Source organism: Halobacillus faecis, assembly GCF_007991335.1.
GTDB lineage: Bacteria > Bacillota > Bacilli > Bacillales > Halobacillaceae > Halobacillus > Halobacillus faecis.
In genome coordinates, this window is the sequence record NZ_BJYD01000029.1 from 43,986 (window position 1) to 69,398 (window position 25,413).

Consider the following 25,413-nt stretch of genomic DNA (forward strand, 5'->3'; position numbering starts at 1 on the left):
CTCGCCCATGGATCAAGTATATTGTTGGTAGTGGAAGGGGTGGAATGATGGATAAACAGACCCTCTTATCAGAAGTTAATTTATTTGAAGAATTAACAAAAGAAGAACTGATGGATGTCGATGCGATCAGTGAAATGAAAAAAGTAGGGAAGGGTGAAGTCATCCTTTCCCCTGAACATCCAGCTGAGCATTTATATATTTTGAAAAAAGGTCAAATCCGATTATACCGGACAAATAAAGAGGGGAAACAGTTCACCCTCGACATTTTAAAAGACGGGAATCTATTTGGCGAGGCTTCAACGCTTACCCTGACGGATTACGAAATGTACGCGGAGGCAATGACCGATACATATGTTTGTCTGATGAGCCGGGAAGAGTTTGAACGATTCATGGAAAAGTACCCGAAAATCACTCTTCGTCTCGTTCAGTTGCTTTCGTCAAAGTTGAACGATTTTTACAGGAGAAGTGAGAAAATTGCTTTAGGTGAGGTGCGGGAACGAATTCTATATTTGCTACTTATGCTTAGCGAAAAAAGCGGCCGCCGTCATCAGGAGTGGCAGACCGTTGAGATGAAGTTGACTCATCAGGACATCGCGACGATGATCGGGGCTACAAGGGAAACGACGAGTGCGGAAATCAGTCGTTTAAAAAAGGAAGGCTATTTGAAAAAGGGCCAAGTATTATTTATTGATGCAGAAAAAGCAAAAACCCATCTCGGCTTAGTGGTTACATAAGCCGGGATGGGTTTTAGTTTAATATCCTTTTTGCTTCCATGAATCGCTGGATTCCTGTAAACAATTCAACTGCAAAGAACAACAGTGTTGACCAGAAAAGGAATGGAGGGAATAGGAGCATCACACTGAACAAAACGAATCCTTCTGTTCGCTCCGCAAGCCCTGCTTGATAATAAAAGGATTTGATTCCTGCCTTTTCTGATACGGCCCCTACGACTAAAAAGATGGTCATGGAAACAATAATGGAAACGCTGAGAAGGAGAAGCGGCCACAATACCTCTGGATGAACATAAGCGATGGCGACAATCATCCCGATTTCAACAACTCGGTCGAATGTAATATCCATCACGGTTCCGAAGGGGGAGGTTTTTGTGTTTCTGGCCATCGTCCCGTCTACGGCGTCTAAAAATCCGGAAATCCATAAAAATAAAACCGCTAAAATCGGAAAACCGAGCACATAAAGTGCACTTGTAGCAAGACCGACGAACAAGGCGAGCACTGTGATCTCGTTGGCTGTGCGGCCTTTTTGCAGAAAGTAAGAAGCTGTACGTTCAATAGAGGGCTGAACGAATTTTCTTGCGTGTGTATCGAGCATAAAAAACACCTGCTTTAGCAAATAATAACGACGTCTTGTTACCACTTTACCCTATTTGATCTCCCTTTAGACGATAGCACACGTTCCATGGAAATAGTAATACCCAGCTTCTTATGTAAGACAGATTACAATGTTGAGCACATAAGGTTTGTGACAAGTGAACAGGGTGTATAGTATCCCTGTAACAAACAACAAGGAGGAATCGGACATGTCAGAACATAAAGTATCCATTACGAGTAAATCCCATGGGATGAAATCGGAGATCCAGGCTGGAAAACATTCATTGACGATTGATGAACCGAAGCAAATGGGGGGAACAGATGAAGGTGCTGATCCACTTGCAACGATGTTAGGTTCTCTCGCAGGATGTGAAACAGTTATTGCTAATATGGTCGCGAAGGAAATGTCGTTCGATCTCCAAAGTATTTCTTTTGATATCAATGGAACCTTGGATATGCGCGGCTTAATGGGAACGGCGGATGTAAAGCCGTACTTTGACACGGTGAACATCAGAGCGGACGTAGAAACTTCGGAATCCCAAGAGCGGATTGAAGAACTTCAGGAAATCGTGGATCAACGTTGCCCTGTTTTCACTACCCTGAAAGCGGCGGGAATTACACTAAATGTCGATTGGAAAAAGGCATAACAAATGCGAAGAGGCTCCTTCGGGGGGCCTTTTTATGCTGGTAATTTCCATGGAAACGATGGAAAGAATTAATAATGAATCACTCATTCCTCCTATGTTACCTTATTAGGGAACCAGATAAGGAGGTAGATGATCAATGTTCAAAAAATCCTTGCTGACAGGATTGGCTGCCGTAAGCATGCTCGCTTTCTCCTTCCCTGTCGAAAGTTTTGCACATGCCAATACTCACACCGTCCAGAAGGGCGATTCTATTTATAAAATTGCTATGAAACATGGGGTTTCTGCACAACAATTGCAGGCTGTGAACGATAAAGAGAATACAGAAATTTATCCTGGGGAGCAGTTACAGCTTCCTGTGGCGCTTAGTGCTTCTGAAAAAGATTTACTGGCCCGTCTAGTAGAAGCAGAGGCGAAGGGTGAAAGCTACGCTGGTAAAGTTGCGGTTGCCACGGTTGTTTTGAACCGTGTGGAAAGTGACCGTTTCCCAGATTCATTGAATGGCGTAATCTATGACGGCATTCAGTTCTCTCCTGTTCTTAATGGTACAATCAATCAGCCGGCAAGCGCTGAGTCAAAACGTGCGGTTAATGAAGCTGTTGCTTATCAAGGGTTCGACCGCGAGTCTCTATTTTTCTATAACCCTGATAAAGCGCAAAGTGACTATTTGAGCAGCAAAGAAGTGACTACAATCATTGGCGACCACGTTTTCTTAAGATAAACCACGTGAACAAGCACCTTAGGAAGGTGCTTGTTTTTTTGTGGTTTTCTTTCTATGTGATGAAGTTGGTCGGTAGGGGAAATGGGAAAAGGAGACTCCTGGATAGGAATCTCCTTTTTACAATCGATCGATTTAACTGGCATCTTCTTCTTCATCAAACAATTGGACTTTCCTTTTCTTGGTCCGTTTTTTGTACACGCGGTTAACATAGTCATCTGTTAGAGCTGCAATTTCCTTATGCAGGAACAGTAATGGAATGATGTTTGTAAGCAGGACGAAGGCCAAAATTAAATCGAGGAACTGCCAGACGAATTGAAGCCCTCCAATTGCTCCTACGAATACAGCTAAGATGTAAACGATCCGCATAATTTTGGCTGCGCGTAAACCGAAGAGATACTCCGCTTGCTTTTCACCATAAAAGACAAGGACACCGATGGTCGTAATGACAAAAAAGAGTAAAAATACAGTGATGAAACTGCCTCCGAACGCATCACCGAATTCGGTGCCGATGGCCACGTTGATCATATTCGATGCATCACTACCACCGACTTCCTGCCATGCGCCGGTAACGAGGACGGTCAAACCAGACACAGTACAAATGACAATGGTATCAACGAATACGCTGAAGATTCCCCATAACGCCTGGCGGGAAGGGTGATCTGTTTTGGCTGCCGCGTGGGCAATCGATGCGGTTCCGAGACCTGCTTCATTGGAATACAGACCACGCGCAATCCCCCAGCGTAACGCTTGGGCAACGGCAGCACCTGCAAAGCCACCAGTTGCGGAAATGGGTGTAAAAGCGTGGGTGAAGATCAATCCAAATACGTTGGGGATTTGATCGATGTTGGCAAATATGACGTATAAACAGACAGAGAGGTAAATGAGAACCATGCCTGGCACCATCTTATCAGTGACCTTGGCAATCCTTTTGATGCCACCGAAAACGACCACAGCAATCGCTGCACACATGACGATTCCCGTAATTTCAACCGGCCACCCGAAGGCGCCCTCTGTTTGAGTAGCGATGGAATTGGACTGGACCATTGTACTTGGAATTAACTCAATCATTAGGAAGAATGCGAAGGCGGTGGAGACCCACTTCCAACCCAGGGCCTTTTTTATGTAATATTGAGGACCACCGACCCAAATGTTTTTGTCGTTCTTTTCCCTGTATTTCATACCCAATAATATTTCACTATACTTTGTGGCCATTCCGATTAAAGCGACCAGCCACATCCAGAATAAAGCACCGGGTCCACCTAAAGAAATTGCGACAGGAACACCGACGATATTCGTTGCACCGGCTGTAGAAGCTAAGGCTGAAGTGAAAGCCTGGAATGGGGTGATGGTTCCTTTCTTTTTCGTTTTCTTGAATATCTGTCCGATGGTTTGATGGAGAACATGTCCAAAAAAGCGGAATTGGAAAAACTTAATCCGGATGGTAAGGAAGATTCCACCCAGAATCAAAATGATCGCTAATGGATACGTCCATAAAAAGTCGGAAATCGTAGTGATCCCCTCTTTGATACTATTCCATAAATCTCCCAATGAAAGATCCCCTTTCGACATACTGTAAGATACCCATATATTCCCTTTACATATTATGTTAAACGTATAAAATGAGCAGGGAAGATGTGACTTAGGAGAAAAAGCCATACACTAGAGAGGTAGAGGAGGGATCAGTTGATTATAAGGGAAGAGGAATTTCAAAATCATTCCATGAGTAAGTTGATTAAAGGGGCAGTCGTGCCACGTCCGATTGCCTGGGTATCGACAGTAAGTCAGGATGGCGTACGCAATCTGGCTCCGTTCAGTTTTTTTACGGTAGCCTCTATGAATCCGATTACGCTTTGTTTTTCTGTGGGAAGTGTGGGCAGAGATAAAGACACACTGAAAAATATTAAGGAAACAAAGCAGTTTATTATTAATGTCGTTTCAGAATCTTTGGCTAATCAGATGCATGAGAGCAGTAAAAGGTATGGTCCTAACGTCGATGAGTTTGAGGAGGCAGGTACAGATTTCGAAGAGGGTGATTTCGTTTCCGTTCCAAGGGTAAAGCAATCACCCGTTCACATGGAATGTAAGCTCGATCAAGTCCTCGAAATCGGTGAAGGAAACCTGGTTTTAGGAAGGTTGGTCGGCTACCACATCAGGGATGACGTTTATATAGAAACAGACAAAGTGGATCCACATGAGATGAAGCCTGTCGGAAGAATGGCTGGAGATTACAGCTACATCCGGGACTTCTTCTCACTCCCCAACAACGACCTTCCCAAATAAAAGAAAAGCCGCAACCCTTTACTAAAGGCTCTGCGGCTTTTTTACATTTACTGGCGTACCAGGTCATACATTATTTGGTCATTCACTCCACCCGTGGTTTAGTTGGATCGCAGGTTGGATATTCGCCGTTTGTGGTTTCTGCTAATTTATAAAGGTAGTAGCATTCTTCTCTTGCCATGTGGTCAGCCATGAGGGGAGAGAAAGTCCCGAGTATGACTTCATTCATTTCCATCTCCTCTATTTCCTCTAAAAATGTACGAAAGATCTTCATTTCCAGATCCACTTCATTATTTAATCGTTTCAGAGCAGGGAAGGAGTGCTGGTTTGTTCTCAGATACCCTTTCATCTCCACAGCTTTTATGTAGAATTGATCGAAATGTTTTCGGAATGTTTCACTCTTTTCTTTTAACCTTTGTTCCACAGCATCCAATTCATCATGGATGGCTCCTGCATGCCCTGAAGCATCCATCAACCAGAGCATGTGGTGGTGCAGCTCATGAAATAACGGAGGAACATCTCCTTTTCCTAAAAAACCAAGCACAAGCAGATACTCTTCTACTTCATTGACCATATGGTTGAGAAAGGTCGGGCTCAAGTGGATCTTTACTTTTCCAAAAAGGGAACGTTCAATCAGGTTCAGTTTAAACTTGTGAAAACTACGTGCTTTTTCCCCGACTTGCTTTGAAAATCCGTTCATGTCCTCTACATGACCTTCACGCACCATGTTCAAAAGATCATCCCACTGTGTGACATAATCCCTTACTTGATATAACGTATCCTCTTCGGAAGCGTACAAAGAATCCCGAATAAAACGGGCGTGGTCACCAAGGATCTGCAACCAGAAGAGATGTTCAAAATTTGCTTGTTCAGTATAGTCCTTCACCTTCATCACCCTCTTTTTCTTAGGTCATCCCTTTCATCTTATTCACGCTTGGTTTTCTTCATGAGAAGAGTCATGTTTACAAGGAAGAATTTGTGATTCTTTGGAAAAAATTTAAATAGGGGCTTCTCAAATGGAAGATCCTCCTATATACTACTGTACTAGAAGTAATAATACAGTTGATACAGATAGAACACACCGTTGGAGGTGGCTGGATGTTTGAGTTGGACGTCAGGAGCCGAAAGCCGATTTACGAGCAGCTCGTGGAAAAGTTGAAGCAACTGATTATTAATGACGTTCTGAAGGAAGACGAAAAACTACCTTCTGTTAGGGAACTTGCCCAGCAGTTGACGATCAATCCGAATACAATTCAGAAAGCGTATCGGGAGTTAGAGTCACAAGGGTATATCTACTCGTTGAAGGGGAAAGGGAGTTTCGTGCATCCTTCTGGAAAAGTCGATAACGAAGAGGAGTTGAAAAAAGTGAGAGAAGAGTTAAAGAAGCTATTTTCGGAAGCGATTTATTTAGGGATGACATCAGAAGAGATCGCCGCTCTTCTCCATGAAGTTGAAGGAGGTCAGCAGGATGATTGAGGTCCATACGGTCAGTAAATCGTTTGATCGAACCAGGATTTTGAAAGACGTTTCTTTTCATGTGAAGAAAGGATCGATCTACGGCCTTCTTGGTTCCAATGGTGCAGGGAAAACAACATTAATGAGGATTCTGACAGGCATTCTTAAGCAAAACAATGGCCAGGTTCATGTTTTGGAGGAGGATGTGTTTGAGAACGAATCCGTCAAACAAAGGATGGTCTTCATCCCTGACAGTCTCTACTTTTTGCCACAGTACACGACGCGTCAAATGGCAGATTATCACCGGTCCATGTACGACAGTTGGAACGAAGAGCGATATGAGAAATTAAAAAATGTCTTTCAACTGGATGAAAAAAAGAAAATCAGTCAGTTTTCCAAGGGGATGCAACGGCAAGTCGCCTTTTGGCTGGCGATGTCGGCGATGCCTGATGTTTTGATTCTCGATGAGCCATTCGATGGACTTGATGCTGTCATGAGGCAGAAAGTCCGGAACTTGATCATTCAGGATGTGGCTGAACGGGAGATGACCGTTTTAATATCTTCCCACAACTTAAGGGAAGTCGAAGATATCTGTGACCATGTCGGAATTCTACATAAAGGTGAAATTCTTCTTGAACGTGATTTGGATGATTTGAAAGCGGATGTTCATAAAATCCAGGTTGCTTTCGATGATGATTCCTTTCAGCCGGAGGAAGCGAACCTCGATATTCTTCATAAAGAAAAGCGGGGCAGTGTCTGGCTGCTGATTGTCAGAGGAAGTGAAGCTGACATTTCAGCTGGGATCAAAAAACACCGCCCGCTCGTTTATGACAGGCTTCCACTTACGCTTGAGGAAATCTTTATCTATGAAATGGGAGGTGTAGGGTATGCGTTCGAAAACATCCTCGTTTAATAAAGAGATCATCAAGCAGGATTTCCGAAATGTCGGATGGATCAGTATCGTTTACTTTTTAGGGTTGTTCTTTATTGTACCGATGCAATTGTTTATGGTATTGAGCAGGGAAGAACCAATAATTACCGATGATCGTGGTTTATTTGGTCAAGTGTTCGCTTTTGAACTTCAGGTTTTGTTCCTGCTAGTAATGCCTCTTCTGATGGCGGTATTTTTATTCCGTTATCTACACGTGAAGGGAGCTTCAAATTTTGCTCATAGTTTTCCTATGAGAAGAGGGAAACTTTTTAATCATCATATTTTCTCCGGCATTATTCTTTTACTTTTGCCGATTCTACTAAACTATCTGATTCTCCTCATCGCAAGTGGAGTAACAGATGTGACGGAATACTATACCATAACGAACGCAAGTTATTGGCTTTGGTTATTTGTGACCATGTCATTTCTTATTTTTATCGCTGGTGTTTTTGTTGGAACTCTTACCGGCTTGTCAGCGGTGCAGGGGATTCTTACCTACATCCTTTTGTTTTTACCAGCTGGTTTGTATGCCCTAACATCATTTCACCTTAGCACTTATATCAAGGGATATTCGGCCGACATGGTTCTGGAGAGCTCCTTTCAATACTTCTCACCCCTGGCGGATCTCTTGCAGTTCGGAGGTTATGGTCCTGACCAAGTGAAGGTTCCAGTTGAAGTGATTGCTTTGTTGATCTATGGTCTCGTGGCTGTTGCTTTTTATGCAGTGTCCTTATGGCTGTATAAAAACCGTTCGATCGAATCTGCCGGCCGGGCGCTTGCTGTAAGTGCTTTGAATCCTGTGTTTACATTTGGTGTAACGTTCTGTTTCGCTTTATTTGGTGGAATGTATTTTACAGTCTCTCAATACGCGTATACCTGGATGATCGCGGGATATTTTATTGGTGGCACTTTTGGGTTTGCTGCAGCTACCATGTTGCTAGAGAAGACTTGGAGAGTGTTCAACTGGAAGCACTTAAAACGATGGTCTGGTTATGGATTGGCTGTAGCGATCCTTGTCGCTATCATCCCTCTCCTATGGCAGAATTACGAATCATATGTACCGGCACAGAGCGAAGTTGAAAAGGTTTATATTAGCGGGGGCTATTGGCAGTACCGAGAACTTACTAATCAAGATATAGAGATCCCATATATTACCTCTGAAGAGGCGATTCAGTCCTCCTTGGATCTCCATGAGCAACTTATTGAAATCAGCAATCCATTAAGTAGAGGGGAAGATTATTTCTTTTTCGTCTATCAGCTGGAAGATGGAAGTGAAATTTATCGTCAGTACCGGGTAGATGAAGAGGTCGTACGAGAAGAGAAAAAGGCTGTGTATGAAACAAAAGAATACAAGAAGATCAAGTATCCGGTTCTAGGCCTTGAATCTTCTGATGTCAACCAGTTGGTTATTCATCCTAATGCAGCACCGGGAGAGGAAGAATTGTATGATCCCGAAAAAATTTCGGCCTTTATGGAAGTACTAAAACAGGATATCCATCAATTATCTTATGAACAGATGATGGCACCACAAGGTCTGTCATCAGGGGTATCCTTCACACTTGATGGAATGCAGGAAAATCCATATCATCTCCAGATCTACCCTTCATTTGAAAATACCGTCGAGTGGATGAAGCGAGAAGGGTTTTATGAAAAAATGATGATTCAAGCTGAAGATATTCAGCATGCAGAAGTTTACAAGTGGCCTGAGGATCGCGACTTCCCTCATGACTATGACCATTATGTGTATAATCGTTTAAAAGAGGATAATGTGAAACCTCTAGAAGTCAGCGAAAGCGACCAGATAGTTAAGTTGCTGAATGGACAAGAAAATCAGGAATCAGGTAATTATATTGTTGCTTTCTACTTTGATGAACGCAACGAAAATCATTACAACCTATTAAGCTTCGATGAAGGTGACGCCCCGAACTTTATAAAGGAACACTTCGAATAAAGGGAGAGATAGAGGAAAATGGACTTTTGTAAGATGTATGAACAGTATTATCATCGTGTCTATTACACAGCCTTAAAAGTAACAAAGAACCCTAGCTCAGCTGAAGATATCCTTCAGGAAACCTTTCTAAAAGCGTACGATAAACTCGATGAAATCCGTGAAGAAGGGAAGGTGGGGGCGTGGCTCTCCACCATCGCTCACCGGAAAGCGATCGATCTTCTACGTAAAGAAAAGAAGGCCGTCCTTTTGCCAATCGAAGAGGTGCCGGTCCCTCAACCTGTCTATGAAAATGCTGATTCGGACGTGGAGCACATTTGTGAATGCCGCCATCTAGAAGAAGACATCAAGAAGCGGATCAGCACATTATCCCCTAAGCTTCGAGCGGTGTTTCAACTAAGTTACGATAAACAACTGCAGGAAAAGGAAATCGCCCAAACGCTTCAGATTACACAAGCGGCTGTCAAATCACGCCTTCACAGGGCAAGGCAGGCCATGAAGGGGAAGCTGGGGGAAGAAAGGCATCATTATTCCACAGCATAAATAAAAAAGCAGAACCTCAAATCGGAGGTTCTGCTTTTTTTGACGATGAATGTTATATTTTTTTGTATGAAGAAAGAGAAAGAAGGAGGTGGATGATTTGAAGAAGACGTATCTTTGGTATTGGATCCTTTTATTGTTCCTGTTGATGGGTTGTCAGAGTAACCAACAGTCCCTGCCTTTACCTGAGAAGGAAGGGGACATTCATTTTCAGGCGTTTGTGGAGGAGGTTCCGACAGAAGGAGATGCTGATCCAGAATATCAACGCATGTATGATCTTGTAGCAAAAATGCAAGCGAATGAAGCGATTGACCTTACACAGGTAGATATTCAAGTGAAAAAAGAAACATCCATACAAGCACATGGAAAAGAAATTACAAACTTCCCGACTTATTTTATATTGGATCAAGAAGGGATTGTGTTGGAAACGACGAACTTGGATGAAGTAGCCGATTATATAAATCGTGCAGGCGCACCAGATTAAATAGAAAAATAGAAAGGAGGGAGATCGTGACCATTCTATCTTTTCTGGCTATTTTAGGGGTAGGGATTGGAGCAGGATTCATTAACGTCATCGCAGGTGGTGGGTCTCTTTTAACGCTGCCCATCCTCATTTTTTTCGGTCTGCCTTCCGCTGTGGCGAATGGCACCAACCGAATTGCACTGATGGCACAGAATATTGTCGCCATTGTCTCTTATCGTAGAGATGGCTATTTTGATGGGAAATTCAGTCTCCTATTAGCGATACCAGCTCTCATCGGTTCAATCGTTGGTGCACAAATAGCGGTGAATATCCCGGATGATCTGTTCAATCGTATTCTATCGATCGTGATGATTGTTGTTTTAGTGATCATGATATGGAAACCTCATAAAAACCTTTCCACGGCAAGCGGCCAGGACTCCCGATCGAAACAGATTGGGCTTGCTTTTATTTTCTTTTTTATAGGTATCTATGGAGGGTTCATCCAAGCCGGAGTAGGCTTTGTGATCATAGCAGCGCTAACCTTGGTGACAGGTTTATCTCTAGTGAAGATTAATAGCATCAAAGTTTTTGTCGTTGCTGTATATACATTGTCTGCCTTGGTGGTTTTCGTCGTCAATGATCAAATCCATTGGGGCTACGGGGTGACCCTGGCGGTTGGGACAAGTATCGGAGCGTTTTTAGGTAGTAAATTTGCGGTGAAGCACGGAGACAAATGGATTCAAAGGTTCCTCATCGTAGCTGTCATTGCTATGGCAATCAAGCTTTTCTTCTTTACATAAAACGGACAGCTTAAAGCTTCTAAAATAAGAGGGATTCCCACTCCAACTAGCGAATAGGTAAGGATTACTGGTAGGGAGTGGAGGATTGTGATTAGTAAAGTAGGACAAATTATGTTGTATGTGAACGACCAGGATAAAGCCGTTAATTTTTGGACAGAGAAATTAGGGTTTGTGGTGATTTCTGAAGAAAATAACGGGGAGGGGATGAGGTGGATTGAGGTTGCTCCCAAGGAGGGGGTAGAAACAACGATTGTTCTTCACAATAAAGAAATGGTTGCAAAAATGTCTCCAGACCTCAATCTTGATCCACCTTCCTTAATGTTTTTTACGGATCGTTTTGAACAGCTTTATCGTGATTTGGTCAATCAAAAAGTGACCGTAGGAGAAATTGTTCCTATGCCAACGGGCAGGGTATTTAACTTTGCGGACAATGAAGATCAGTATTTTGCTGTCATGGAAAAAAAGTAAGAAGGAGTTTTCAATTGAATCACCAGGGAATTGAAAAAAGACCAGAGTTTTCTGGTCTTTTTTTATTATAAAGCAGGTGTTGGTGTTGGTTCAGCATAGCCATTTTCGTAGGTAGAGTCGATCTTTTCCCGAATTTCTTTTATTGATTTGCCATCCTGATAATCAATGATTGACTGTGCGGCAATCTCCATACAAACGCCGCATTTTGTGCCGTGGTCATCCCAGACGATGCTGCCATCTTCATTGGTTTTGTTCACAAAGCAGTCATAGTTGTCCCGGTGTCCTACACTCTCCCCGCATCCGCAATAGCAAGGGATGTTCTCAAGCAAATTTTTGCTTTGGGCGGCTGCCATATAGATGTCGTGCATTTCCTGTGGTTTTTCATCCATGAATGATGGAAGGGTTGTCACAGAGTCTGTCTCTTCTCTAATGTCACCGTTCACGTGTTCGATATGTGCTTCCTCTTCGGATTCCGACGAACATCCGGAAAGCGCGGTACCGATCAAAAGCGTAAGGATCAGGAATACTGTTTTTTTCATAAAAAGGCACCCTCTTCATATTGATAGTTTCATCATAAAGAGGGTGGCATGAAGTTTCAATGCTTTTCTATAAAGTTCGTTGATCAGTCACATTTATTTTCCGAATGAAGAGAGGAATTTCACGCGGTCGCCCATAGGAGGTACATTATCATCAACGAGAGCTACTTCTAAGACAGCTGGGCCTTTGACGTTTAGAATCGCTGATAAGTTCTCGTCATTGAGATCTTCCATGGATTCAACACGTGCGTTTGGCACTCCCAGTGAGGCGGCCATCTGGGAGATGTTGACTTCTTCCTGCCCAAAGCGTTCATGGGCGCGTTTGTATTGAAGCGTATGTCCATGATGGACCATGCCGAGTCTTGAGTTGTTCATGACGATAAATAAAACAGGGATGTCGTATTCTTTCGCTGTCAGAAGTTCCATGCCGTGCATGAAGAAACAGCCATCTCCCGTAATACTTACAGTTGGACGTTCCGGGTCTGCAAGTTTTGCTCCAATGGCACTTCCGATTCCACTTCCCATCGCTCCAAAATGAACGTTGATATCAAAGGAATCATTGCTTTTAACTCCCATATAGTGAACGACGTAAGCCATAAATTCACCGATGTCGATTGTGAAACGAGTATTCTCCGGAAGCTTTTCCTGTAAGGACCATAAGACGTTCTGGGAGTTAAACTCTTCAGTAACATCTGGAACTGCAGGAGCCATAGCGGGAAGGGGTGCCCGTTTAACGCCCAACCCGTGCAAGGCTGTGATTAAGGAGGAGACGGTGACATCGATGTCTCCATGAAGCGGCTGGTCAACAGGATATTTTCTATTGAAGACGGTCGCGTCATAATCGACTTGAATCAGTGTGCGGTGCTTCGTAATATTTGGGTTCCAATTGTTCGTGGCTGTTTCCCCAAGACTTGAGCCGAGCACCAGCACCGTTTCTTCATGTCCATGATTGATCAGATCGGAGGCCTCTTCATGTCCGGCAAAGCCGAAGATTCCCCTCTTCAAAGGGTGATGGTCTGGAATAAGCCCTTTGGCTTGAGGACTTGTGACAATCGGCCAGTTTAAGGTTTCGGCCAGTTCAAGAACGTCATCCACGGCTCCGCGAATCCCTTGCCCTACGAAGAGAAAACCACTCTCACTTGATGCGAGCGTTTTGGCTGTTTCCATGACCACCTCATCCGTTGGAAGCAATGGCGTTCGTTGTGGGAACGCAGGGATGGCTGGTTCTAGAATATCTGTCAGTTGCACATCAATCGGCATGGCGATGTGGACCGGGCCCGGGACGCCTGTCATAGCGATCTCCACGGCTTTATGAATCTCGGGAAGCAGGTCTTCTGCACGGTCGACCCTTTGACTGTATTTGGTAACCGATTGATAGAGTGGGTCGGCGTGTAACTCTTGAGACGCATTTAAACCGACAGTGTCAACAGGTACCGCGCCTGTCAGAAACAGTACAGGGAGGTGTTCACGCATGGCATTCGCTGCTCCAGTCACAAGGTTTGTTCCTCCTGGGCCGCTGCTCCCGATACAAACACTGAGGGAGTTTGTATATTTTGCATAAGCAGCTGCCATATAGGACGCGGCTCCTTCATGCTTGGTAACGATTGGTGTAATGGAAGGAGTATCGTAAAGTTCATCAAAAAAAGCATTCACAGATCCTGCTGGTATTCCGAAAATATAAGATACCTCTCCAGAAACAAAGTAATCCAACACAGCGCGAACAGATTTCATAGACTTATCCCCTTTTTATGAATGATTTTAAAAAATGATCCTCAAATGTTTCCGCTTGTAGCGGATGACTGTAATAATACCCCTGGATCCAGTGACAACCATGCTCTGCAAGGAAAGTCGCCTGTGCTGCTTCTTCGACCCCTTCGGCGATCACGTTGAGCTGGAGGCTGTCAGCAAGGGTGATGATGGTTTTGGTTATGGCCGCATTGTTCCGATTTGTCGTGACGTTGTTAATAAAGGACTTGTCGATTTTTAAAGTATCTACAGGAAAATCTTTTAGATAGCCAAGGGAAGAATAGCCCGTACCGAAATCATCAATCGATATTTGGACACCGAGTTCTTTCAATTGGCCGATTGTTTTTAATGTGTGCTCCGTATTATGGATAATTAAATTCTCCGTTAGTTCAAGCTCAAGGTGCTTAGCGGGGAGGCCGGTTTCTTCTAATATGTCCGACACCGTAAGCACAAGGTTCTGTTGATTGAATTGTTGAGGAGATAAATTAGCGGACACGATCAATTCCGTATGTCCAGAAGTCACCCATTTTTTCATTTGCTGACATGCTTCCCGTATGACCCATTCACCAAGGTTTGTAATAAGACCTGTTTCCTCTGCGAGAGGAATGAATTGGCCGGGAGGGATGGTGCCACGCCGTGGGTGGTTCCAACGGATTAATGATTCCATACCGATGAGCTTTTCTGTACGTACATCGAATTTAGGCTGGTAATACAGTTCAAATTCGTCATTTTTTTGCAATGCTTTGAAAAGGTCATTCTCAAGCTGGATTTGTTCAAAGGTGCGACTCTCAATCTCTGGTGAAAACAATTGATATTGATTACCAGATAAGTCCTTCGCCTTGTACATCGCGACATCCGCATGTTTGATCAACGTTTCGGCGGTATCCCCGTTTTCTGGGAAAAGACTGATGCCGATACTGGTTTTGATGGAAATCTCATGATCACCGATTACAAAAGGATCATTGAAGGCTTCTAAAATCCTTTTTGCACATTTCACGGCTCCTTCTTCCCTCTCAATCGTCGGTAGTAGAATGATGAACTCGTCCCCGCCTTGTCTTGAGACGGTCGCACCGTTCGGCACAGCCTTTTGCAGGCGTTCAGCCACATTCAGCAGGACTTTGTCTCCAAAACTGTGCCCGAAAGTATCATTGATCTTCTTAAAGCGATCAAGATCAAGAAATAGAATGGCAATGGGCTTATGTGCCAGTTCTGCATATTGAAGAGCCTGGTTGAGTCGATCTTGAAACAGCACACGGTTTGGTACATTTGTCACGCTGTCGTAGTAGGCGTGGTATTTGATTTTTTCTTCCATTTGTTTTCTGGAGGTTACATCTTTGAAAGTGACCACATAACCGGTAGTAAGATCGTTTTCCAGTTTAGGAGTGATGACGTATTCCACTGGGAAAGTATCGCCGGACTTTTTAAAGAAAAAATAATCTTTGTCTGTATGGCCGTCCTTTTGTTCGTAGTGTTCTAAGAACGTTTTTTGATTATCGAAGATCTGGGAATAAGGTGCACCTATGATTTCCCTCTCATTCTCATAACCTAATAATTCTGTAGCAGAAGGGTTCGCGAATGTGATGTGTCCCTCAAGGTCGATTCCAAAAATCCCTTCACCCGCTGAATTCAAAATCAAATCTTTCTCACGACTGATTTGCGTGAGCTCGGAAATGGCTTCCTCCAGCTCATCATTCTTTTGTAATAATTCTGACGTACGGTCCTGTATAATCATTTCCTGCTTCTCCATATAGAGCAGGTTGAAAAGGACGGGGGCGGTTGTATCTACAATCGATTCAGCCAATTGACAGGCAGAGTCAGAGTAGACCTGACCGGTTTCCTTCAGGTTTACAATGGCGATTGCACCCAGCACTTCCCCAAGCGAAACGAGAGGAATCATATATAAGCCTTTCATTCCGAACTTTTCGCATATCTCCTTGTTCGTCCGGGGATCTTCAAAAACATCCGGGACTAGAATGGATGTCTTGGTATTAATCACTTCTTGAAAAACAGGATCCTCTCTGTGGTTAAACTGGGCTTTCTGGTGGGTTTCTTTCCAATCTTCTTCTGTCCACTCACTTTCTTTACTGAGGCTTGCAGGCTTTAGTTTGTGTTCTGCAATGGGGTCAATGAAGTGGGCTCCGATATTTGGATTTTCGAGGACTTCTCCTAAATAATAGAAGCATTTGTCCAGCGCTTCTTGTAAAGAGGAACATAAGGAAAGGTCACGGGTAACATTGAGCAACAGTTGCTTTTCACTGATCAATTTCTCTTTACGTGTCAGATTGTTTGCATTTCTAATCGCCACAGCCGCCATGTTGACGTAAGCTTTCACGGATTCGATTTCCGATTCTGTTAGATTCATCGGTGTCCCATAATCAAACAAAAACACGAGGCCGTAGAGTTCATTTTCATAAGAAATAGGCGCGACGAGCAGTGAATTAATTTTAAAGGCCTGGATCGCCCGTTGATCTGGACGGTCATCCTTGGATGTATCAGGTATGTAAATGGTTTTTCTTGTTTCGATGACCTCTTTAGCGAGGAGATCATACTCCGGGTCCACGATGTGCATATCAAGCGTCATTCCATTGATCAAGGCCGGTTTTCCGACATAGCCTTGGTAGGTACCATCCTCTCGAGGCAGGTAAATGCCCACAGAGTCGCACCGCATAATTTCTTCAGATATGGCTGTGACCACGTGTTCTAATACATCGCGTAAATCATGCTCCGTGTTGATGAGCTGTGTGATTTGAGCGAGGCGAGAATATCTAGTTTGTTCTTCAGCCATTGAAAAACCTCCATAGTTGTCATATTTTGATAAAGTTCGACTATTATAACGAACTTCCTGCATTTCAAGCATAACTTTTACAAAAAAACAAAGAAACAGGCACAAAAGAGGACTTTTGCGCCCGTTTTCTTACAATATATTCAAGATGGCGCCTGCACCGACTCCAATTAAAACGATGGCCCAGGCTGGGACTTTAAAGAAGTGTAAAAGAGCGAAAAGAATGGCAGCAAGAGCAAAGTCTGCTCCTTCCATAATCGAACTTTTCAACACAGGGTCATAAAAAGCGGCAAGGAGAATGCCGACAACACTTGCGTTTACTCCTGTAAGAACGCCTTGGAAGGCCGGACGCTTTCTGAGTTCGTTTAAAAAGGGCAGAGCCGCTATCAAAAACAAGAAGGAGGGCAGGAAAATACCTGCGGTTGCCACGAGGGCCCCTGCAATGCCTTCAATCATTGTTCCCAGATAGCTAGAGAATGTGAACAAAGGACCTGGTACGGCCTGTGCCATTCCATAACCGGCAAGGAATTCATTTGCCGTCAACCATCCCGTTGGCACCACTTCACGTTCAAGCATTGGCAAGACGACATGTCCGCCACCGAATACTAGAGAACCGACACGGAAGAACGTATCGAACAGTTGAATCAGCATGCTTTCGGTGTTTCTTGCAAGGATTGGCAAGAAGGTAAGAAGAGTGACCAAAATGCCAAGAGAAACGACACCAATCTTTTTCGAAAACGTCACAGGAAATGGTTGAATCTTAGACTCCACCATGCTAGAGAACATTTTCCAACCGAATAATCCAGCAGCGAGGATGATCAACAACTGCATCCAGGCGGATGGATATAGAAGTAATATAAGTGCGGACACTAATGCTATGGCAATTCTGGGACGATCTGGCGTGAGTTTTTTTCCAAGACCAATCAAGGCGTGCAGAACGACTGCTGCTGCTATGACCTTCAAGCTGTGGATGAAGTTCGCATCTGCGAGGTCAAAAGACTGGTATAACAGAGCAAAAAGAACGAGAACGATAATGGATGGTACCGTAAAACCGATCCATGAGATCATCCCGCCGAGCAATCCACCACGGAGCATACCAATGGCAATTCCGACCTGACTGCTTGCAGGTCCAGGGAGAAATTGACAAAGGGAGATAATGTCCGCATACGTTTTGTCATCGAGCCATTTTCTTCTATCGATATACTCATCCTTGAAGTAAGCCAGGTGGGCCACAGGACCACCGAATGAAGTAAATCCAAGCTTTGTTGATGCTTTAAATATTTCCAAGAGAGAACCTTTAGGTTTACTCATGATCAAGATTCCTCCAATCTTTTCCTAAAATTTCTTCCGCCAGTTCACGGACTTGTTCTCTTCCTTCGGCAAGCACTTCTCTGCCTTTGTCCGTTATGACGTAGTACTTCCTGATCTTTCCTTCCACTTTTTCTTCGTATTTCTCAAGCAATTCGTCTTTATGGAGCTGTTTCAATGTAGGATAAAGGGTTCCTGGGCTGATGTCATAGCCGTGGGAAGCGAGCTCTTCCATCAGGAAAGCTCCATAGATTGGTTCAATGCTTGCGTGATAGAGAATGTGGATTTTAATCGATCCTAAGAAAAAGTCTCTGAGCACGGGGAGCACCTCCTCTATCGAATTCCGATATCAATATACGATATTGTAAAAAGAAAGGCAATAAAAATCGCACAAACTTTACGGAGTTTGCGCGATTCTTTACATTCTATTTACTTAACGTATCTACCATTTGATCAATACTCATTTCATGAGCGATGACACCATCAATCGTCCAGTGACTCGGGTCGTTCATCTCGTACACCTGACCGTTTTGGGCAGCAGGGGTGTTCTGCCATACAGAGCTGTTTTCAAGAATTTCGAATCCAGGCTCACCTTCGTTTCCGATGAGGAATACGTGATCCGCATCCAACTCCCCAAGTTTTTCAAGGGCAACAGGGTTCCATTGTTCGCCTTCTTCAGGAAGGCTTTGCAGGAATTCCGGTTTAGCCATCCCCATCTCGTTGTAGAAAATGTCTGCGCCATAACGGTTTTCATCAAAGACATAGAACTGCTCGCCCATCGTCCAGACAAACGCGACGGATTCATCCTCGATGTTTTCTTTGATTGTTGCAGAGGCTTCTTCGACTTTTTGGTCAAAGTCTGACAGCACTTGTTCCGCTTCGTCCTGTTTGTTCAGAATTTCTCCCATTGTTGTCAGTTGCTTCCGCCAATCAGCACCTGTTTCTTCATCGAACACGTACGTTTTGGCAATACTGGAATAGTCTTCATAGCTTCCGTTCTGCAAAGCGGAAGGGGCACTGAAAATAATGAGATCAGGGTTTTGCTCAATGGCTTGTTCCACAGGGAGATCCCAGCCGACTTTCGGTACGCCTTCAAGCTGTGGCTGCAAGTATTCCAGAACCGTTTCACCGATGGACCATTGGGCGACAGGCTTTTCTCCTAGAGCTACCAGTGAATCCTCTAAATATGGAGCAAGAATGCGCTCAGGCTTTTCTTCAAGTGTAATCTCGCCCATCGCATGTGTAAGTGTACGTTCGCTTGTTTCCTCGTTTGTGGCTTCATCAGATTCGTCGCTTGAGGACGATGGATCTTCACCGTCACTGCTGCATCCTGTAGCTAATAGGACAAGAAGCAGTAAACCGGTTATGTAAAGGGTTACTTTTTTCGACATTTATTTGTTCCTCCTAAGAAATGTGTGATAAGATAATGATAATCATTATCATTGAATGTGTCAATTCATTATAGTAGATACATAGGTAGAGAGGGTCGCTGGCTGTGGAGGAACGAACGAGAGAAGCTAACAAAGAATGGAATGAAGGAACAAGAAAAGTGTGGCGTGCGGCCTTTCTTTTTACAGGTGGCATGATTCTATTAGCTGTCACGATGGCCTTATCGATTGCTGTCGGGGTAACCGACATTTCCATCGGTACGGTTTGGAAGTCTATGTTCGCTTTTGCTCCGGAGTCAACGAGCCATGCCGTCATTCGCGAACTGCGCATGCCGCGGGCTTTAGCAGGAGCCCTTGTCGGTGCATTTTTAGCTGTGTCGGGTGCGGTCATGCAGGGTCTGACGAGAAACCCTCTTGCTTCCCCGTCCATTATGGGGGTCACGCACGGTGCGGCGTTCGCTTTAATTTTGACGATCGTCTTTTTCCCTGCCGTCAGTAACATCGGAATGACAGCTGCCGCTTTTGTTGGCGCAGGGCTCGGGGTCATTCTTGTTTTTGCAGTCGGCTCCTTTTCTAAAGGTGGTCTGACACCGGCAAAGTTAGCTCTTGCTGGTGTCGCTATCGGTGGTATGCTCAGTTCTCTTTCATCGGCCATTTCTTTACACTTTCAGGTAGCAAAACAAATGAGCTTCTGGTATGCCGGGGGATTAGCCGCAACGGATTGGGTTTCTGTCCAAATCCTGCTGGTCGCAGGAGCGGTCGGGTTGACCCTGGCTGTTTTAATTTCTAAATCTGTTACGATTTTAAGTCTCGGGGATGAGGTTTCTAAAGGCCTTGGTCAAAATACATTCCTTGTTAAAGCTCTCGGCGTCATCGTTGTTTTCGTTTTAACTGGCGCGGCTGTTTCTGTTGCTGGGACCGTCGGTTTCATCGGTCTTGTTATTCCTCACGTCGCTCGTTTTTTCGTGGGATCTGACTACAGGCTGATTATCCCCGTCTCGGCAGTGCTCGGAAGCTTGCTGCTCGTGCTGTCGGATATAGGGGCGAGGCTGGTCAACGCTCCTTATGAAACACCGGTCGGAGCGATAACGGCATGTATTGGAGTCCCATTTTTCCTTTACCTTGCTCGTGGTGAAGGGAGGGGGTCCTTATGAAAAAGAGGCGTTTTTCGTTTGTGATGGCCGTGCTGTTTCTATTTCTAAGCTTTATGGTCCTCATCAGTTTGAATATGGGTGTCGTTAACATCGCCCCTCTGGACGTTCTGAAGACGTTCATCGGACAAGGAACCGACCGCCAGGAATTGGTGCTTTTCAATTTCAGGCTTCCGTCCATGGTTCTTGCGTTATTTGTCGGTGCAGGCCTTGCTGTTTCCGGGGCGATTCTCCAGGGAGTCACGCAAAACGATCTTGCCGACCCTGGCATTCTAGGAATTAATACAGGCGCAGGATTTGCCGTCATTTTATATATTTTCTTTTTTCAACAGTCGATGGCGATGGTGAGTGGAGTCGGTATTTACATCTTGCCGTTGTTTGCCCTCATCGGTGCGTTCCTCGCAGCTTTCCTTGTGTATGCGCTCGCTTGGAAAAAAGGGGTCAACCCAATCCGTCTTATCCTTGTCGGAATCGGTGTGAACGCAGGTTTCAGTGCTGTCCTCATCATTTTTCAAGTAAAAATGAACCCACAGGATTTCAATCAGGCGCTCGTCTGGTTAGCGGGGGATTTGTGGATGGGAAATTGGAATCTCGTGCTGGTCATTGTGCCGCCTATCATTTTGATGATCGGTTGGACAATTTATAAATCCCGTACGCTGAACGTCATGAATTTAGGAGATTCGATGTCGATGGGACTCGGTATTCAAGTGGAAAAAGCACGTCGGACATTTTTACTGCTTGCTGTCGGTCTGGCTGGTTTATCTGTGGCGGCAGGGGGCGGAATCGCCTTCCTTGGGCTTGTTGCCCCGCATATTGCCCGAAGAATTGTAGGCCCCGGGCATCAACGGATGATTCCCGCTGCTGCATTGATTGGAGCGATATTTTTAGTCGTGGCTGATACGATTGGAAAGAATATCATCGCCCCTGCAGAGATTCCTGTGGGGATCGTCGTTTCGATTGTCAGCACCCCGTATTTTGTCTATTTATTAATGAAAACCCAATAGAAAAAGGAGTTCACGTCCATGGAAGAGTTATACGATGTAACCGTAATTGGTGGAGGAACCACAGGTTTATACGCTGCTTTTTATAGTGGAATGAGAGATTTAAAGACAAAAGTCATCGAGTACCAGCCTCAGGTCGGAGGCAAAGTTTCCTTTTTCTATCCGGAGAAGGAAATCTATGACGTGGGCGGATTCCCGGGCATTACTGGTGAAGAACTAGTCGCGAATGTTAAAGAACAGGCGGAGATGATCGATCCTGCTTTTGTAACGGGTGTAAAAGTGACATCTTTTGAGAAAAAGGAAGGCGGCACCTTATTGTTGGCAACAGATGACGGTCAAACGCATCATACGAAAACGGTGATTGTTGCATCAGGGCTTGGAACGTTTGATATGCAGCCGCTTGAAGTGAAAGGCAGCGAGCATTATGACGGAAAGCAGATTCACTACACCATCCAAAACCTTGAACAGTATAGAGGACGGAAAGTTGCGGTCGTCTCGCAAAACCGTGTCGGTATCGACTGGTCGCTCGCGCTCGAAGGGGTTGCAGACGAAGTCCACCTACTTAATCGTGGCGATGAGTTCAAAGCGGTTTATGAACAGGATGTGGAGAAGGTCGAGGCCTCTTCGGTTCACATTCATAAAAATAAGAAGATTGAAGAGCTGCGAGGTAAAGATGACTTAAAAGAAGCGGTACTTCAAGATGGATCGGTGCTCGAGGTCGATCATATCCTCGTGTATGAAGGCTTGCAAATTGATAAGAGCTTATATGACGCATGGGGATTGGAAACGGATAAAGGAAGAATTCCCGTTTCGACAGATATGTGTGCCAGTATGGAAGGGGTATTCGTCGCAGGAGACGCGGCTGTTTATCCAGCAAAAACGATGCTCATCGCTTCTGGATTCAATGAAGCGATGGCAGCGGTGAACAGTGCCGCCAAATATTTGGATCCAAAAGCAAAGTCGCAAGTTTATAGTACAGTAATCTATAAGCATAAATAAGAAAAACGCCGAACGCAGCAGTTGCTGTCGTTCGGCGTTTTTTTATAAGGGGGGCTGAATGGCCAGATGCTAATAAAAAGTCCGAAGTCGCTAATTACCTGACCCTGAAGGCCAAAACGCTCGAGTTTAATATAGTTCGCTCCATACGTATTGGTCTGGATGACATCTCCACCGGCGTTCACATAAGCGCGGTGTGTTTAACACCTCTTCGGAGTGAGAGATGTTCAATTCTTCAAAACATCGATCGATTCCATTGGAGTAGAGAAGGGTTCCCATTGCTCCGTCTTCAATCAATGTATGGCGTTGTAAAGCTTCACGTAAATCCATCGTTCAACCTCCTGTTTGTAGGAATGCTTTGGTCTCAACTTTCCCCAAAGCCTGATGAAAATCTTTTATTAAGTCATCCGGATTCTCAAGACCGACTGATAAGCGTAGCAATCCATCTGTAATGCCGCGCTTTTCTCGTTCTTCTTTCGGCATGGAAGCATGGGACATCCGGGCGGGGTAGGACAGGATTGATTCGACCGCCCCGAGGCTTACAGCATAGACGGGGAGTTCCACATGCTTTGTGAACTGACGGACGGCTTCTTCATCTCGTAAACGAAAGGACAATACAGCTCCGGATCCCTGCGCCTGATAAGTTTGTGTCGAGCTCCCCGGATGAAAGCGAAAGCCTGGATAATAGACCTGCTCAACGAGTGGGTGAGCGCTTAATTTTTCTGCGATTTTTAAAGCAGACGCTGAAGATTGAGTTATTCGGCAATGGAGGGTTTTCAAGCCGCGAAGCACGAGCCAACAATCGTGTGCGCCGAGAATGGATCCGAATGAATTTTGTAAAAAACCGAGCTGATCTGCAATTTCTTCATCTTTGGTAGCGGCCAGACCTGCGACCACATCACTGTGACCGGCGATGAACTTCGTCGCACTGTGCAAGACGAGGTCCGCACCAAGTTCAAGCGGACGCTGCAGGGCTGGTGTCATGAACGTGTTATCGACAAATGTCCAACAATCGTTCGCTTTCGCTAACTTTGCGACGGCACGAATATCTGTAATTTCAAGTGTCGGATTGGAAGGTGTTTCAATATATAAAAGTTTAGTATTCGGCTGGACCGCAGTCGCTACCGCATGGAGGTCTGTCATATCAACAAAAGTGTGATCGATTCCAAACCGTATAAGAACCTCGTGAATCATACGGAAAGTACCTCCATAAACATCCTGGGTAATAACGACGTGGTCCCCTTTAGATAAAAGCATAAATGCCGTAGAAATCGCAGCCATTCCAGAGGCGAAAGCAAAGCCGTTGGTGCCACTTTCCAGGCCCGCAATGGTATCCTCTAAAGCTTTTCGAGTAGGGTTGCCGGAGCGGCTGTAACCATAATCTCCGGGATTGTCGAAATCCTGTTGATGGAAAGTGGACGCCTGCTGGATCGGGACACTGACCGCGCCAGTATGCGGATCGAACTTATAATCACTGTGCAGCAATCGTGTTTGCAGAGAATGATCAGTCATCTTACAAATTCCTCCTTTTGTAATTGCGCGAGGCTATAGTCAAGATCCTGAACCAAGTCATCCATATGTTCGACGCCAACAGAGAAACGGAGCAGGCGATTACAGACCCCGTAGCTCATTCGGGTTTCTTCAGGGATATCCGCGTGCGTCTGTGTAGCGGGGTAGGTGATGAAGCTCTCCACACCTCCAAGGCTCTCGGCAAAACTGATCAAGCTCAAGTTCCGCAAGAATGGGTCGATCCATTCTTCGGATTGAAGTCTGAACGACACCATCCCGCCTCTTCCAGGATAGAAAACGTCTGTCACGTACGGGTGGTCCTCCAAGAAGGCAACCACAGATTTCGCGTTCGATTCATGCTGGCGCATCCGGAGGGGGAGGGTCTTCATCCCGCGCATGACAAGCCATGAATCGAAGGGAGAGAGAACAGCTCCAGATGTATTCTGATGAAAAGCGAGCTTCTCACTTACGGTTTTTCCTTTGCTCACAAGGATTCCGGCAAGAACGTCATTATGTCCGGCCAAATATTTCGTGGCACTATGGATGACCACATCGGCACCCTCGTCAATCGGCTGCTGTAACACCGGGGTGAAAAGGGTGTTGTCGACAATCAGCAGAAGGTCGTGCGCTTTTGCGACCGTTGAAAATTCCTTGATGTCCGCTGTATGCAATAGGGGATTTGTCGGTGTCTCTACGTAAATAGCTTTCGTCCGTTCGTTGATGTAGGTGTGGAGTCGATCAAGGTTGTTGCTGTCACAGTAGTGGAAACAGAGGTTGTAACGCTCTTCCATGTGTTCAAACAAGCGGAACGTCCCACCGTATAAATCTTCAGAGACGATGATTTCATCCCCTCTTTTAAAAAGAGATAGGGCGGTTTGGATTGCCGCCATCCCGGAGCTGAACGCAAATCCTGCATCCCCACCTTCGATATCCGCAATCGAAGACTCTAAAATTTGGCGGGTAGGGTTCCCGGTTCGTGTATAATCAAATCCAGTCGACACCCCTAAGCCAGGGTGCCGGTACGGGGTCGAAAAATAAACGGGAGGGTTGATCGCCCCGGTAGGTTCATGCCGCTGGTTCCCGGTCTGAACGAACTTCGTATCCCTATGCGGACACATAACAACACATCCTTTACTAATTAATGGTTCATATTAAGGCATTTTCCATTCCCGCATAAGCTCAACATCTGAAATAAACATAAAAAAAGCCTTCTTGAAGAAGAAGACTTTTGTGTGTACGGTTCTTCTTCTTATCTTTCAAGTTGATAAAAACAACTTGCTGGAGTTAGCACCTTTCTGGTCAAACCAGGGGTTGCTGAGGCTTCGTCGGGCCAGTCCCTCTGCCTCTCTTGATAAGAGATTCAATTGTATTTTTTCTAATTGCTGATTACTCTACACTACTCAGAAAGTTTTGACAATATG

25 protein-coding genes, 1 pseudogene and 1 riboswitch are annotated in these 25,413 nt (G+C 44.9%); of the genes and pseudogenes, 14 read left to right on the forward strand and 12 right to left on the reverse strand.

The features are described 5' to 3' along the window. Nucleotides 1-47 precede the first annotated feature (47 nt). Complete coding sequence (locus HFA01_RS16000; protein ID WP_146818134.1) at nucleotides 48-734, forward strand: Crp/Fnr family transcriptional regulator; 687 nt, start codon at nucleotides 48-50, stop codon at nucleotides 732-734. A 13-nt stretch (nucleotides 735-747) separates the two neighbouring features. Here the strand turns inward: HFA01_RS16000 and HFA01_RS16005 are convergent, their stop codons facing one another. Continuing rightward, on the reverse strand, nucleotides 748-1,329 hold the full coding sequence (locus tag HFA01_RS16005) for a CDP-alcohol phosphatidyltransferase family protein (RefSeq protein WP_146818136.1): 582 nt from the start codon (nucleotides 1,327-1,329) through the stop codon (nucleotides 748-750). Nucleotides 1,330-1,537: 208 nt separating this feature from the next. On the opposite strand from HFA01_RS16005, the gene HFA01_RS16010 reads away from it, so the two are divergent. Both HFA01_RS16010 and HFA01_RS16015 read left to right on the forward strand, forming a co-directional pair. Then, nucleotides 1,538-1,975, forward strand: coding sequence for an OsmC family protein (locus tag HFA01_RS16010; protein WP_146818138.1), 438 nt, complete (start codon nucleotides 1,538-1,540; stop codon nucleotides 1,973-1,975). 136 nt (nucleotides 1,976-2,111) lie between these two features. Beyond that, nucleotides 2,112-2,693 carry a cell wall hydrolase gene (locus HFA01_RS16015; protein WP_146818140.1) on the forward strand — a complete coding sequence of 194 codons (582 nt, stop codon included), beginning with the start codon at nucleotides 2,112-2,114 and terminating at the stop codon, nucleotides 2,691-2,693. A gap of 132 nt (nucleotides 2,694-2,825) precedes the next feature. Here HFA01_RS16015 and HFA01_RS16020 read toward each other — a convergent pair whose 3' ends face one another. Next, nucleotides 2,826-4,241: an alanine/glycine:cation symporter family protein gene (locus tag HFA01_RS16020; RefSeq protein ID WP_146818142.1), complete on the reverse strand. Its 1,416-nt coding sequence runs from the start codon at nucleotides 4,239-4,241 to the stop codon at nucleotides 2,826-2,828. A 135-nt stretch (nucleotides 4,242-4,376) separates the two neighbouring features. Here HFA01_RS16020 and HFA01_RS16025 point away from each other — a divergent pair, with 135 nt between their 5' ends. Beyond that, nucleotides 4,377-4,973: a flavin reductase family protein gene (locus HFA01_RS16025; RefSeq protein WP_174787837.1), complete on the forward strand. Its 597-nt coding sequence runs from the start codon at nucleotides 4,377-4,379 to the stop codon at nucleotides 4,971-4,973. An 82-nt stretch (nucleotides 4,974-5,055) separates the two neighbouring features. On the opposite strand, the gene HFA01_RS16030 is transcribed toward HFA01_RS16025, so the two are convergent. Then, nucleotides 5,056-5,856, reverse strand: a complete 801-nt coding sequence (locus HFA01_RS16030) for a DUF2935 domain-containing protein (protein ID WP_146818144.1) — start codon at nucleotides 5,854-5,856, stop codon at nucleotides 5,056-5,058. Nucleotides 5,857-6,068: 212 nt separating this feature from the next. Here HFA01_RS16030 and HFA01_RS16035 point away from each other — a divergent pair, with 212 nt between their 5' ends. The 7 genes from HFA01_RS16035 (at nucleotide 6,069) to HFA01_RS16065 (ending at nucleotide 11,575) form a co-directional block, all read left to right on the forward strand. Further along, a complete protein-coding gene (locus HFA01_RS16035) occupies nucleotides 6,069-6,446 on the forward strand; it encodes a GntR family transcriptional regulator (protein WP_146818146.1) in 378 nt (125 codons plus the stop codon). Further along, entirely contained in the window at nucleotides 6,439-7,338 is a 900-nt protein-coding gene (locus HFA01_RS16040; protein WP_146818148.1) for an ABC transporter ATP-binding protein, read from the forward strand. Before HFA01_RS16035 ends, HFA01_RS16040 begins: the two co-directional genes overlap by 8 nt. Further along, complete coding sequence (locus HFA01_RS16045; protein ID WP_146818150.1) at nucleotides 7,313-9,307, forward strand: DUF6449 domain-containing protein; 1,995 nt, start codon at nucleotides 7,313-7,315, stop codon at nucleotides 9,305-9,307. Before HFA01_RS16040 ends, HFA01_RS16045 begins: the two co-directional genes overlap by 26 nt. An 18-nt stretch (nucleotides 9,308-9,325) precedes the next feature. Next, entirely contained in the window at nucleotides 9,326-9,847 is a 522-nt protein-coding gene (locus HFA01_RS16050; protein WP_146818152.1) for an RNA polymerase sigma factor, read from the forward strand. A 97-nt stretch (nucleotides 9,848-9,944) separates the two neighbouring features. Further along, nucleotides 9,945-10,328: a hypothetical protein gene (locus HFA01_RS16055; RefSeq protein WP_146818154.1), complete on the forward strand. Its 384-nt coding sequence runs from the start codon at nucleotides 9,945-9,947 to the stop codon at nucleotides 10,326-10,328. Nucleotides 10,329-10,354: 26 nt separating this feature from the next. After that, nucleotides 10,355-11,107: a sulfite exporter TauE/SafE family protein gene (locus tag HFA01_RS16060; protein WP_146818156.1), complete on the forward strand. Its 753-nt coding sequence runs from the start codon at nucleotides 10,355-10,357 to the stop codon at nucleotides 11,105-11,107. Nucleotides 11,108-11,194: 87 nt separating this feature from the next. Further along, the gene (locus HFA01_RS16065; RefSeq protein ID WP_146818158.1) at nucleotides 11,195-11,575 is read left to right on the forward strand and encodes a VOC family protein; all 381 of its coding nucleotides are present in this window, start codon (nucleotides 11,195-11,197) and stop codon (nucleotides 11,573-11,575) included. A gap of 65 nt (nucleotides 11,576-11,640) precedes the next feature. Here the strand turns inward: HFA01_RS16065 and HFA01_RS16070 are convergent, their stop codons facing one another. The 6 genes from HFA01_RS16070 to HFA01_RS16095 form a co-directional block, all read right to left on the reverse strand. Next, entirely contained in the window at nucleotides 11,641-12,114 is a 474-nt protein-coding gene (locus HFA01_RS16070; protein WP_146818159.1) for a PCYCGC motif-containing (lipo)protein, read from the reverse strand. A 93-nt stretch (nucleotides 12,115-12,207) separates the two neighbouring features. After that, complete coding sequence (locus tag HFA01_RS16075) at nucleotides 12,208-13,842, reverse strand: thiamine pyrophosphate-binding protein (RefSeq protein ID WP_146818161.1); 1,635 nt, start codon at nucleotides 13,840-13,842, stop codon at nucleotides 12,208-12,210. Between the two features lie 4 nt (nucleotides 13,843-13,846). Then, on the reverse strand, nucleotides 13,847-16,642 hold the full coding sequence (locus HFA01_RS16080) for an EAL domain-containing protein (protein WP_146818163.1): 2,796 nt from the start codon (nucleotides 16,640-16,642) through the stop codon (nucleotides 13,847-13,849). Between the two features lie 129 nt (nucleotides 16,643-16,771). Then, entirely contained in the window at nucleotides 16,772-17,950 is a 1,179-nt protein-coding gene (gene chrA / locus HFA01_RS16085) for a chromate efflux transporter (RefSeq protein WP_146818165.1), read from the reverse strand. After that, nucleotides 17,943-18,266, reverse strand: coding sequence for a PadR family transcriptional regulator (locus tag HFA01_RS16090; RefSeq protein WP_370632785.1), 324 nt, complete (start codon nucleotides 18,264-18,266; stop codon nucleotides 17,943-17,945). The genes chrA and HFA01_RS16090 overlap by 8 nt, the downstream gene beginning before the upstream one ends. Nucleotides 18,267-18,372: 106 nt before the next feature. Continuing rightward, nucleotides 18,373-19,338 carry an ABC transporter substrate-binding protein gene (locus HFA01_RS16095; protein ID WP_146818170.1) on the reverse strand — a complete coding sequence of 322 codons (966 nt, stop codon included), beginning with the start codon at nucleotides 19,336-19,338 and terminating at the stop codon, nucleotides 18,373-18,375. Between the two features lie 191 nt (nucleotides 19,339-19,529). On the opposite strand from HFA01_RS16095, the gene HFA01_RS16100 reads away from it, so the two are divergent. From HFA01_RS16100 to HFA01_RS16110, 3 genes are read left to right on the forward strand one after another with little or no spacing between them, the layout of a single operon-like run. After that, entirely contained in the window at nucleotides 19,530-20,489 is a 960-nt protein-coding gene (locus HFA01_RS16100; protein WP_146818248.1) for a FecCD family ABC transporter permease, read from the forward strand. Next, a complete protein-coding gene (locus tag HFA01_RS16105; protein WP_146818172.1) occupies nucleotides 20,486-21,490 on the forward strand; it encodes a FecCD family ABC transporter permease in 1,005 nt (334 codons plus the stop codon). Before HFA01_RS16100 ends, HFA01_RS16105 begins: the two co-directional genes overlap by 4 nt. Nucleotides 21,491-21,508: 18 nt before the next feature. Next, nucleotides 21,509-22,486, forward strand: coding sequence for an NAD(P)/FAD-dependent oxidoreductase (locus tag HFA01_RS16110; RefSeq protein ID WP_146818174.1), 978 nt, complete (start codon nucleotides 21,509-21,511; stop codon nucleotides 22,484-22,486). Between the two features lie 95 nt (nucleotides 22,487-22,581). On the opposite strand, the pseudogene HFA01_RS16115 reads toward HFA01_RS16110, so the two are convergent. The 3 genes and pseudogenes from HFA01_RS16115 to HFA01_RS16125 form a co-directional block, all read right to left on the reverse strand. After that, nucleotides 22,582-22,813: pseudogene (locus HFA01_RS16115) on the reverse strand (homocysteine S-methyltransferase family protein); the annotation flags it as partial. A 3-nt stretch (nucleotides 22,814-22,816) separates the two neighbouring features. Continuing rightward, entirely contained in the window at nucleotides 22,817-23,995 is a 1,179-nt protein-coding gene (metC, locus tag HFA01_RS16120) for a cystathionine beta-lyase (RefSeq protein WP_146818176.1), read from the reverse strand. Then, nucleotides 23,992-25,110, reverse strand: a complete 1,119-nt coding sequence (locus tag HFA01_RS16125) for a methionine biosynthesis PLP-dependent protein (protein ID WP_146818178.1) — start codon at nucleotides 25,108-25,110, stop codon at nucleotides 23,992-23,994. Before HFA01_RS16125 ends, metC begins: the two co-directional genes overlap by 4 nt. 128 nt (nucleotides 25,111-25,238) lie before the next feature. Further along, nucleotides 25,239-25,350: riboswitch (SAM riboswitch) on the reverse strand. Nucleotides 25,351-25,413 lie beyond the last annotated feature (63 nt).

Bases quoted from the DNA above. Each gene is read 5' to 3' on its own strand.
- HFA01_RS16040 (WP_146818148.1), top strand. From the start codon at position 6,439: ATGATTGAGGTCCATACGGTCAGTAAATCGTTTGATCGAACCAGGATT.
- HFA01_RS16100 (WP_146818248.1), top strand. From the start codon at position 19,530: ATGATTCTATTAGCTGTCACGATGGCCTTATCGATTGCTGTCGGGGTA.
- HFA01_RS16035 (WP_146818146.1), top strand. From the start codon at position 6,069: ATGTTTGAGTTGGACGTCAGGAGCCGAAAGCCGATTTACGAGCAGCTC.
- chrA (WP_146818165.1), bottom strand. From the start codon at position 17,950: ATGAGTAAACCTAAAGGTTCTCTCTTGGAAATATTTAAAGCATCAACA.
- HFA01_RS16000 (WP_146818134.1), top strand. From the start codon at position 48: ATGGATAAACAGACCCTCTTATCAGAAGTTAATTTATTTGAAGAATTA.
- HFA01_RS16105 (WP_146818172.1), top strand. From the start codon at position 20,486: ATGAAAAAGAGGCGTTTTTCGTTTGTGATGGCCGTGCTGTTTCTATTT.
- HFA01_RS16015 (WP_146818140.1), top strand. From the start codon at position 2,112: ATGTTCAAAAAATCCTTGCTGACAGGATTGGCTGCCGTAAGCATGCTC.
- HFA01_RS16080 (WP_146818163.1), bottom strand. From the start codon at position 16,642: ATGGCTGAAGAACAAACTAGATATTCTCGCCTCGCTCAAATCACACAG.
- HFA01_RS16005 (WP_146818136.1), bottom strand. From the start codon at position 1,329: ATGCTCGATACACACGCAAGAAAATTCGTTCAGCCCTCTATTGAACGT.
- HFA01_RS16070 (WP_146818159.1), bottom strand. From the start codon at position 12,114: ATGAAAAAAACAGTATTCCTGATCCTTACGCTTTTGATCGGTACCGCG.
- metC (WP_146818176.1), bottom strand. From the start codon at position 23,995: ATGACTGATCATTCTCTGCAAACACGATTGCTGCACAGTGATTATAAG.
- HFA01_RS16125 (WP_146818178.1), bottom strand. From the start codon at position 25,110: ATGTGTCCGCATAGGGATACGAAGTTCGTTCAGACCGGGAACCAGCGG.
- HFA01_RS16110 (WP_146818174.1), top strand. From the start codon at position 21,509: ATGGAAGAGTTATACGATGTAACCGTAATTGGTGGAGGAACCACAGGT.
- HFA01_RS16045 (WP_146818150.1), top strand. From the start codon at position 7,313: ATGCGTTCGAAAACATCCTCGTTTAATAAAGAGATCATCAAGCAGGAT.
- HFA01_RS16010 (WP_146818138.1), top strand. From the start codon at position 1,538: ATGTCAGAACATAAAGTATCCATTACGAGTAAATCCCATGGGATGAAA.
- HFA01_RS16075 (WP_146818161.1), bottom strand. From the start codon at position 13,842: ATGAAATCTGTTCGCGCTGTGTTGGATTACTTTGTTTCTGGAGAGGTA.
- HFA01_RS16095 (WP_146818170.1), bottom strand. From the start codon at position 19,338: ATGTCGAAAAAAGTAACCCTTTACATAACCGGTTTACTGCTTCTTGTC.
- HFA01_RS16050 (WP_146818152.1), top strand. From the start codon at position 9,326: ATGGACTTTTGTAAGATGTATGAACAGTATTATCATCGTGTCTATTAC.